This is a genomic window from Bradyrhizobium sp. Tv2a-2, assembly GCF_000472425.1.
GTDB lineage: Bacteria > Pseudomonadota > Alphaproteobacteria > Rhizobiales > Xanthobacteraceae > Bradyrhizobium.
Genome location: NZ_AXAI01000028.1, coordinates 69289 through 78858, shown reverse-complemented (window position 1 = coordinate 78858; position 9570 = coordinate 69289). Strand labels below are relative to the sequence as shown.

The window sequence follows — 9570 nt, the reverse complement described above, 5'->3', positions numbered from 1 at the left end:
AAGACCCAGGAGCTGACCGCCGAGTCCCAACTGAACACGACGCGCTCGAACTACCGCCGTATCATCGGCAGCGAGCCGCGAAATCTCGCGCCCGGCTCGCCGGTCGATCGCTTCCTGCCGGGGACGCTGCAGCAGGCGGTCGATATCAGCCTGATCGAAAATCCCAACGTCACTGCTGCGATGTACGGCATCGACGTGAACTTNCTCACGGTCAAGGTCAATGAAGGGGCGCTGCTGCCGACGGTGAACCTGCAAGCCACGGCGCAGGAGGCCTACGAGCAGACCTTGATCACCCAGCGCTCGTTTAATGCCGGTGTGGCGGCGCAGCTCACCGTTCCGATCTATCAGGGTGGCGCCGAATATTCTCTGATCCGGCAGTCCAAGGAAAATCTGGCACAGCAGCGTCTCACGCTGGAGACCACTCGCGACCAAAGCCGTGCAAGCACCGTGACCGCCTGGGGCCAGCTGGTGGCGGGCAAGGCACAGGTGATCTCCGCGCAGGCCCAGGTGACGGCATCCGAAATCGCGCTGAATGGCGTGCGCGAGGAAGCCAAGGCCGGCCAGCGCACCACGCTCGACGTGCTCAATGCCCAGCAGGCGCTGGTCAACGCGCGCGTTGCGCTTGTCACTGCGCAGCACGATCGCGTGGTCGCATCCTACAGCGTGCTGCAATCGGTTGGACGGTTGTCGCCGCAGGTCCTCAGCCTGCAGACCCCGACCTATGACGCAAGCGTGCACTACCATCAGGTACGTGACAGCTGGGGCGGCCTGCGCACACCCGACGGGCGCTAATCGCGCATGATTAGGACCCGCAGGGCCGCGCTCGCGTAAAGCTTGCAGCGGTTTTCCAAAAAGATTGTTCGCAGTGAATAGCGATTGAAGCGCGATGAAATTTCATCGCGCTTTGGTTGCAACACGCCAGATTGAAGCACTGGAAGACCCGGTGCCTTGCTTGCAATCGCTGAACGCCATGACATAGCCTTTGTTTGGGTGATGGAGCGATTCGCATCGCTGGCGGAAATCGCTGGCCGCGATGCTCTGGCGCTTCTGAACAGAGGTGGGGGCTTGCGCGACTGTTCGTCGAGCGGCGCTTGATCCGGGGACAAGTCAGGCTTGTGCGATCAATCGCCGGCCCCTCGCACCCGGAAACGGCTAAATCCCGTCGTGCCTGGTGTAGAACAACGTCATGCGAACGCGTTGATGATCTGGAGTCGGAAATGACGCAGCCTGCAAAGGTCCAAGAACCCTCGATGGAGGAGATTCTGGCCTCGATCCGGCGCATCATCGCCGACGACGAGGCAAAGCCGCCGGCGGCTGCCGAGAAGCCGGCAAGTCCACCGCCGCCCGCCGCGGCCAAGCCGGCTGAAAAACCTGCCGCGCCCGCACCGAAGCCCGTGGTGGCGGACATTTCACCCCCGAAAGCTGCTGCGCCCGTGGCCGCGAAGCCTGTCGCGCCTCCGCCGGCTCCGCCATCACCGCCGCCCGCGCCGGCACCAGTTCCCGCGGCGAAGAACAACCAGGACGACATCGACGCCCTGCTGGCGGGCCTGGACGAAACCACGACGGCTGAGGAGATTCGCCCGCCGCAGCCGGACGGGGATGTGTTCGAATTGACCGACGAGATGGCGGTGCCGACCCCGCCACCCGCGCCGCCGGCTCCACCGCCGCCCGCGCCGAAAGCGCCCGAGGCCACGTTCCAGAAGGTCGACCCGGACGACGACCTGGAATTCGCGGAATCGACCGCCTCGCGGGCGATCCACCAGCCGCCGGTCTACGCGCCCCCGCCTGCCAGTCTGCCGCCAGCCGGGCCGCATCAGGCGATCCTGTCTCAATCGACCGTGTCGGCGGTGGAATCGGCCTTCAACACGCTGGCCAACACCGTTCTCAGCAACAACGCCCGGACCCTTGAGGATCTGGTCAAGGAAATGCTGCGGCCGATGCTGAAATCCTGGCTGGACGACAACCTGCCGGGCCTGGTGGAACGCATCGTCAAGGCCGAAATCGAGCGGGTTTCCCGCGGCCGCTAAACCCTGCTCCCGCGGGGTTGACGGCCCTTTTTCGGCCATTAGCTCGGCCTTTATGCGTCCCCATTGGGGCCCATCCCGCTGGCCGCCGTTGACTTGGCGCGCTGGCGCGGCTTTCTAGCCCGTTCCAGCTCCCCCGATTGCACGGCCATGATCGAGAAAACCTACCAGCCCGCCGATATTGAAGGCCGCATGTCCCTCCTGTGGGAGGATGCCCGCGCATTCCAGGCAGGGCGCCCCGACCGGCGCCATGCAACGCCATTCACCATCGTGATCCCGCCGCCGAATGTGACGGGTTCGCTGCATATGGGGCACGCGCTCAACAACACGCTTCAGGACATTCTGTGCCGCTTCGAGCGCATGCGCGGCCGCGACGTGCTATGGCAGCCCGGCACCGACCACGCGGGCATCGCGACCCAGATGGTGGTCGAGCGGCAATTGATGGAGCGTCAGCTACCGGGCCGGCGTGACATGGGCCGGAAAAAATTCGTCGAACGCGTCTGGCAGTGGAAGGAAGAGAGCGGCGGCACCATCATCAACCAGCTGAAGCGCCTCGGCGCCTCGTGTGATTGGACGCGCGAACGCTTCACCATGGACGATGGCCTGTCGCGCGCCGTGGTAAAGGTCTTTGTCGAACTGCACCGGGCGGGGCTGATCTACAAGGACAAGCGGCTGGTCAATTGGGACCCCAAGCTGCTGACCGCAGTGTCGGATCTCGAAGTGCTGCAGCTCGAGGTCAAGGGCAGCCTCTGGTATCTGCGCTATCCGCTGGAAGGAAAGGTCTTTAGTCCGGACGATCCAACAAGCTTCATCGTGGTCGCGACCACGCGCCCCGAGACCATGCTCGGCGACACTGCAGTTGCGGTTCATCCCGACGACGAACGCTACAGGCATCTGATCGGCAAGTATGTCATCCTGCCGCTGGTCGGGCGCAAGATTCCGATCGTCGGTGACGACTATTCCGACCCCGAGAAGGGCTCGGGCGCCGTCAAGGTGACGCCGGCGCACGACTTCAACGACTTCGAAATCGGCAAGCGTCACGGCCTGCGCCAGATCAACATCTTCGACGAGGAAGCCCGCCTCGCGCTGGTCGGTAACGAGGACTATCTGCGCGACCTGCCCGAGGGTGCGAGCCACTTCGCCGAGGAGTTTAACGGCATCGATCGCTTCACGGCGCGCAAGCAGCTGGTGGCGAGGCTGGAGGATTTTGGCTTTCTGCAGAGGATCGAGCCGAACACCCATACGGTGCCGCATGGCGATCGCTCCAACGCGATCCTCGAGCCTTATCTGACCGACCAATGGTTCGTCGACGCCAAGACGCTGGCCAGCCCTGCGATCGAGGCGGTCCGGCAGGGACGTACGGTGTTCGTCCCGAAGAACTGGGAGAAGACCTATTTCGAGTGGATGGAGAACATCCAGCCCTGGTGCATCTCGCGCCAGCTCTGGTGGGGTCACCAGATCCCGGCCTGGTATGGGCCTGACGGCAAGGTCTTTGTTGCCGAGACCGAGGAAGAGGCGGTGAGCCACGCGCTCGGCTATTACGTCGAGCAGGAGGTCATCACGGCCGAGCAGGGCAGGGAGATGGCGCTCGATCGCAACAAGCGCGAAGGCTTCATTACCCGCGACGAGGATGTGCTCGACACCTGGTTCTCCTCCGCACTATGGCCGTTCTCGACCCTCGGCTGGCCCAACGACACGGCCGAGGTGAAACGCTATTACCCGACCGATGTGCTGGTCACCGGCTTCGACATCATCTTCTTCTGGGTCGCCCGCATGATGATGATGGGTCTCCATTTCATGAAGGAGGCGCCATTCTCGACCGTCTACATCCACCGTCTCGTCCGCGACGAGAAGGGCGCGAAGATGTCGAAGTCGAAGGGCAACGTCATCGATCCGCTCGGCGTCATCGACGAATACGGCGCGGATGCGCTGCGCTTTGCGCTGGCGCGCGGTGCGGCGCAGGGCCACGACATCAAGCTGTCCTCGCAGCATGTCGAGACCAACCGTAATTTCGCGACCAAGCTGTGGAACGCCTGCCGCTTCGCGGAGATGAATAATTGCGTGCAACCCGACGGCTTCGATCCCACCAAGGCGAAGGACACGCTGAACCGCTGGATCGCGCATGAGACCGCGCGCGCCGTGCGCGAGGTCACCGAGGCGATCGAGGCTTATCGCTTCAATGATGCGTCCAACGCGATTTACCGCTTCGTCTGGAACGTCTATTGCGACTGGTATCTCGAGCTCGCCAAGCCCGTGCTGACCGGTGAGGAGGGGCCTGCCAAAGACGAGATCCGCGCCATGGTCGCCTGGGCGCGCGACGAGATCCTCAAGCTGCTTCATCCCTTCATGCCCTTCATCACGGAGGCGCTATGGGAGACAACCGCACGGCGCGGGACTTTGCTCGCCCTGAGCTCGTGGCCGCGCAAGGCGGACGTGATTACACCGGAGCAAGCGGCGCAACTAGCGGTGCTATCTGCCTCTGCCGCCACTGATCCGCTTGTCCCACCGATCCTGCTCTCCTTCGATCCCGACTTCACCGATCATGCGGCGGAGGCCGAGATCGGCTGGGTGGTCGATCTGGTCACGGCCGTCCGCTCGGTGCGAGCGGAGATGAATATTCCGCCGGCGACCCTGACCCCGTTGGTTCTGTCGGGTGCCTCCGCCGAGACCAAGGCACGCCTGCCGCGCTGGGGCGAGGTGATCAAGCGCCTTGCGCGTTTGTCCGACATATCCTTCGCCGACACCCCGCCGGATGGCGCGGTGCAGCTTGTGGTGCGTGGCGAAGTCGCGAGCCTGCCGCTAAAGGGCGTGATCGACCCCGCAGCCGAACGACTCAGGCTGGATAAGGAGATTGCGAAAGCCGACGCGGATATCAAGCGCGCCGACGCCAAGCTCTCCAACGAGAAGTTCGTCGCCAACGCGGCGGATGATGTCGTCGAGGAGGAGCGTGAGAAGCGCGAGGCAGCGGTCGCGCGCAAGGAAAAGATCCTCGAAGCGCTGGAGCGGCTGCAGCACGTCGGTTAACGCGTGTCGGGAAACGGCTTGCTCAGGAATTTCGAGCCCCTCAATCCATAGCGCCAGGGCAACTCGACCGCCTTGGTGAGGCCGATCCGGATGCCTGCAACAACGTCGATCTTGCCGGTCCGCGCATAAAGCGCGAACGGTCGCGTGTCGAGCGCGAGCGCATTGTGGGCATGCGTGATGTCGAGCGCCTCCGTCAACTTGCCCGGCCCCGAGCAGAGCGCACGCGCCTCCTCAACGCCCCGCCGCCGTCGCATCGCAGCCAGCCCGTGCGTCGGCTCGAGGGCACGAATCAGCACTGCGCTGGCCGAGCCTTCCTTTTCGCAGACGAAATTCACACACCAGTGGATGCCGTAGGAGCGGTAGACGTAGGCAAAGCCGGGTGGGCCGAACATCACCATATTCCGCTGCGTCGGGCCCCGATACGAATGTGCGGCCGGCTCGGTATGGTGATAAGCCTCAACCTCGACAATCACGCCACCGACACCGTTGAACAAGAGCGTCGCGCCGATCAGGTCGGGGGCGACCTCATGCACGCTGCGCGCAAAAAAGGCGCGCCTCAGGGGCTTACCCAGGGCGGGCACGGGGGTTTTGGGCGGTTGGGACTTAGGAGCCATTTTGAGGTGGGAATCAGCTGAAAATGCCCCGCAAAGCTGCCAATTTCCGCCTCCGTCTGCTAGCCTCCACCAGACCTCGGGTTGCGAGCTCAGAGCATACGGACTACCTAACACCCCATCATGGTCACCATTATCGATACCATCTCCGATCAGCCCCTGCGCCCGCGGCACCCCGAAAAGGTGAACCGGCCGGATGCGCTGTCGCCGCCCAAGCCCAACTGGATCCGCGTGCGCGCGCCGACGACGCGGGGCTATGCCGACACCCGCAACATCGTCAGGGAACATGGCCTCGTCACCGTCTGCGAGGAGGCGGGCTGTCCCAATATCGGCGAGTGCTGGGACAAGAAGCACGCCACCTTCATGATCATGGGCGACACCTGCACCCGCGCCTGTGCCTTCTGCAATGTCAGGACCGGCCTTCCCGAGGCGCTCGATGCCTCCGAGCCAGAGCATGTCGCCGATGCGACAGCGAAGCTCGGTCTTGCCCATATCGTCGTCACCTCGGTCGATCGCGATGACCTCGCCGACGGCGGCGCCGAGCATTTTGCCAGAACCATCCGTGCCATCCGCGCGCGCTGCCCAACTACGACCATCGAGGTCCTGACACCGGACTTCCTCCGCAAGGAGGGCGCGCTCGAGGTTGTCGTTGCAGCCAAGCCCGACGTCTTCAACCATAATCTCGAGACCGTGCCGTCGCGCTATCTCAATGTGCGGCCGGGTGCGCGCTACTTCCACTCGGTGCGGTTGCTGCAGCGGGTGAAGGAACTCGATCCCGCGATGTTCACCAAGTCCGGCATCATGGTCGGGCTGGGCGAGGAGCGGCAGGAGGTGCTGCAGGTGATGGACGATCTGCGCTCGGCGGACGTCGATTTCCTCACCATCGGCCAGTATCTGCAGCCAACCCGCAAACATCACGCGGTCATGAACTATGTGACGCCGGACGAGTTCAATGCCTATGAGAAGGTCGCCTATGCCAAGGGCTTCCTGATGGTATCGGCAAGCCCCTTGACCCGTTCCTCGCATCACGCCGGCGATGATTTTGCGAAGCTGAAGGCAGCGCGGGCAGCGATCGCGCGTTGAAGACCTGAATACGACACCAGAGATGCAGTTGGCGTCGGGCTCGGCGATGGTGTCCGCCACCGGAGCCGCGCGAGCAACTTGAAGAAGAATGCCGAGATTTTCCAGCAAGCGTCGGATCCCCCATAGTGCCGTGCAGATGTTCGACCTGGTTGCAGATGTCGAACGCTACCCGGAATTCGTGCCCCTGTGCCACGCACTCAAGATCCGCCAGCGCACGACGCGCCCTGACGGCACGGAGGTTGTGATCGCCGACATGACCGTATCGTTCAAGCTGGTGCGGGAGTCCTTTACCAGCCAGGTGACACTGGACCGGCCGAACCTGAAGATCCTGGTCGAATACCTGCGCGGCCCGTTCAAGAACCTGGAGAATCGCTGGATCTTCGAGTCCAAAGGCGACGACCTCTGCGACGTCGGTTTCTTTCTCTCATATGAGTTCAAGAGCCGGATGCTTGCGGCGTTAATGGGCGCGATGTTCGACGCCGCCTTCGCCCGCTTCTCCACGGCATTCGAGAAGCGCGCAGACGTGATCTACGGCAAGAGGCCGGTGGCATCGCCGACGTAGTTCGTGCCGTCATCCCGGCAAATGCCAGGACGACGTGAGGCAGCCTTCCCATTCAATTTTCAACCAGAGATCTCCGCCTTCGTGGGCACGCTGCGATCACTGACGCTCGTGGCAATGACGAACTCGCTGGGGCAAATTTCGATGCCTAGGCGGTCAAGATGATTGTCGAGCGGATCAGGTCCTCACAAAAATTCACTATCGTGTGTTAGAGCATCGCGGTAAGAAAGCACTCCCGACGGAAGCAACACGTGACGGGTGCCTCTCTTGGTCGCCTGTTCGCGCATGGGGGATGCCGCGTGTCGTTACGAATGGCCATTGCCGGTTTGGGATTGGCAGTTTCCGTACAGGCTCTGCCTGCTTTCGCTCAGCCGGCGCTGCCGCCGGACACGATGGCCGCGCGGGTCGAGGCCTGCACGCCTTGCCACGGCGACAAGGGGCAGGGGACCAGCGACGTTTATTTCCCGCGGCTTGCCGGCAAGCCGGCCGGCTACCTGTATAACCAATTGCTCGCATTCAGGAATGGGCGGCGCAGATACCCGCCGATGAACTATCTGCTGGAATTCCTGACTGACCCCTATTTGCAGGAGATGGCGGATTATTTTGCCGAGCAGCATCCACCGTTGCCGCCGCCCGCGACGGGCAATGTCAGCGAGGATGTGCTGCAGCACGGCCAGGCACTGGTGACGCGGGGCGATGTCGCGCGGCAGATCCCGGCCTGCGCGAGCTGCCATGGACCGGCGCTAACAGGCATGGAGCCCGGCATTCCCGGCTTGCTCGGCCTGCGTCCCAACTACATTAGCGCCCAGCTCGGCGGGTGGCGCTATGGAACCCGCACCGCCAAGGCACCGGACTGCATGCAGGCGGTGGCGGCGCGGTTGACCGAGGCCGATGTCACCGCCGTCGCCGCCTGGCTTGCCTCGCGACCCGCGCCGGTCAGCCTCGCTCCGGCGCCGAAAGGCGCCTATGTGCTGCCTTTCCAATGCGGCAGCGAGCCGGAGTGAGGAGCGCTGGCCATGGGATCGAGATCGCGCATCATCGTCGTTCTGGCCTCGCTCCTTGCGTCAGTGGCGCAGGCCCAGGAGAAGGACGGGGCACACGGCAACAATATCGTGACGCGAGGCGAATATCTGGCGCGCGCCGGCGACTGTATCGCCTGCCATACTGCGCCGGACGGCCATATTTTCGCCGGTGGGCGTGCGATGCCGACGCCGTTCGGCACGCTCTACAGCTCCAACATCACGCCCGATCCGGAGAACGGGATCGGCAAATGGACCGCTGACGATTTCTACAAGACCATGCATACCGGGCGCTTTCCGGATGGCGGATTGATCTATCCGGCGATGCCGTTTGGGTCCTACACCAAGGTGACGCGGGCCGACAGCGATGCGATCTTCGCCTATCTGAAGAGTATTCCGCCGGTCGACCAGAAAAACCGGCCGCACGACCTGCGGTTTCCCTATGACAATCGCCAGCTGATTCTGGGGTGGCGAACGCTGTTCTTCACCGAGGGCGAGTTCAAGCCAGACCCGTCGAAGTCGGCGGAGTGGAATCGCGGCGCCTATCTGGTCGAAGGGCTTGGCCATTGCGGCATGTGCCATTCGCCGATCAATGCGCTCGGAGGCACGTCGCAGTCGGACGCCTTCAAGGGCGGCCTGATCCCGATGCAGAACTGGTACGCGCCCTCGCTGACCTCGAACCGGGAGGCAGGTCTTGGCGACTGGAGCACCAAGGACATCACCGATCTCCTGCAAACCGGCGTGTCGGCGCGTGGCGTGGTCTATGGGCCGATGGCCGAAGTGGTGCACAACAGCCTGCAATATCTGACCGATGAGGATGCCCGCGCGATGGCGCTGTATCTGAAAGGCATTGCCGAGGCTTCATCGGGCCCGCCGCCGAATTCGAAATTGCCCTCCAGCGAGAGCAGCCTGCTGCTCAGCCTCGGCAAGACCGTCTATGACGCCCGCTGCGCGAGTTGCCACGGCACCCGAGGCGAGGGCAAGCCGCCGCACTGGCCGCCGCTCGCCGGCAACCAGTCGATCGAAATGCAGTCCGCGGTGAACCCCATCCGCATGGTGCTGAATGGCGGCTATCCGCCGGCAACCATGGGGAATCCGCGGCCCTACGGCATGCCGCCGTTCGCCGGCCAGCTCTCGGACAACGAAGTCGCGGCCGTCGTCACCTATATTCGCACCTCCTGGGGCAATCGCGGCACCGCGGTCAGCGCCCGCGAGGCCAATGAGCTGCGTTCGGCGCCGCTTGATTGAGG

Annotated in this window: 8 protein-coding genes; 7 read left to right on the top strand and 1 reads right to left on the bottom strand. The window is 63.6% G+C overall.

Features of this window, described 5'->3' with window-relative positions:
- The 3 genes from A3AI_RS0136055 to A3AI_RS0136040 all read left to right on the top strand — a co-directional run.
- Positions 1-792 (top strand): TolC family protein (locus A3AI_RS0136055; protein ID WP_024520177.1); only part of this gene is annotated, 792 nt, incomplete at its 5' end.
- Positions 793-1217: 425 nt separating this feature from the next.
- Positions 1218-2027: a PopZ family protein gene (locus A3AI_RS0136045; RefSeq protein WP_024520175.1), complete on the top strand. Its 810-nt coding sequence runs from the start codon at positions 1218-1220 to the stop codon at positions 2025-2027.
- Between the two features lie 147 nt (positions 2028-2174).
- On the top strand, positions 2175-5048 hold the full coding sequence (locus A3AI_RS0136040; protein ID WP_024520174.1) for a valine--tRNA ligase: 2874 nt from the start codon (positions 2175-2177) through the stop codon (positions 5046-5048).
- Here the strand turns inward: A3AI_RS0136040 and A3AI_RS0136035 are convergent.
- Entirely contained in the window at positions 5045-5662 is a 618-nt protein-coding gene (locus tag A3AI_RS0136035) for a DNA-3-methyladenine glycosylase (RefSeq protein ID WP_024520173.1), read from the bottom strand. The two genes, A3AI_RS0136040 and A3AI_RS0136035, sit on opposite strands and share 4 nt — an antisense overlap.
- Positions 5663-5782: 120 nt before the next feature.
- On the opposite strand from A3AI_RS0136035, the gene lipA reads away from it, so the two are divergent.
- From lipA to A3AI_RS0136015, 4 genes are all read left to right on the top strand, one after another.
- Positions 5783-6742, top strand: a complete 960-nt coding sequence (gene lipA, locus A3AI_RS0136030) for a lipoyl synthase (RefSeq protein ID WP_024520172.1) — start codon at positions 5783-5785, stop codon at positions 6740-6742.
- Positions 6743-6830: 88 nt separating this feature from the next.
- Positions 6831-7304 carry a type II toxin-antitoxin system RatA family toxin gene (locus tag A3AI_RS0136025; RefSeq protein ID WP_024520171.1) on the top strand — a complete coding sequence of 158 codons (474 nt, stop codon included), beginning with the start codon at positions 6831-6833 and terminating at the stop codon, positions 7302-7304.
- 389 nt (positions 7305-7693) lie between these two features.
- A complete protein-coding gene (locus A3AI_RS0136020) occupies positions 7694-8305 on the top strand; it encodes a c-type cytochrome (protein WP_502685784.1) in 612 nt (203 codons plus the stop codon).
- Positions 8306-8317: 12 nt separating this feature from the next.
- The gene (locus tag A3AI_RS0136015) at positions 8318-9568 is read left to right on the top strand and encodes a c-type cytochrome (protein ID WP_024520169.1); all 1251 of its coding nucleotides are present in this window, start codon (positions 8318-8320) and stop codon (positions 9566-9568) included.
- Positions 9569-9570: the final 2 nt, after the last annotated feature.

Coding starts and splice junctions, on each gene's coding strand:
- A3AI_RS0136045 (WP_024520175.1), top strand. CDS start 1,218: ATGACGCAGCCTGCAAAGGTCCAAGAACCCTCGATGGAGGAGATTCTG.
- A3AI_RS0136040 (WP_024520174.1), top strand. CDS start 2,175: ATGATCGAGAAAACCTACCAGCCCGCCGATATTGAAGGCCGCATGTCC.
- A3AI_RS0136035 (WP_024520173.1), bottom strand. CDS start 5,662: ATGGCTCCTAAGTCCCAACCGCCCAAAACCCCCGTGCCCGCCCTGGGT.
- lipA (WP_024520172.1), top strand. CDS start 5,783: ATGGTCACCATTATCGATACCATCTCCGATCAGCCCCTGCGCCCGCGG.
- A3AI_RS0136025 (WP_024520171.1), top strand. CDS start 6,831: ATGCCGAGATTTTCCAGCAAGCGTCGGATCCCCCATAGTGCCGTGCAG.
- A3AI_RS0136020 (WP_502685784.1), top strand. CDS start 7,694: ATGGCCGCGCGGGTCGAGGCCTGCACGCCTTGCCACGGCGACAAGGGG.
- A3AI_RS0136015 (WP_024520169.1), top strand. CDS start 8,318: ATGGGATCGAGATCGCGCATCATCGTCGTTCTGGCCTCGCTCCTTGCG.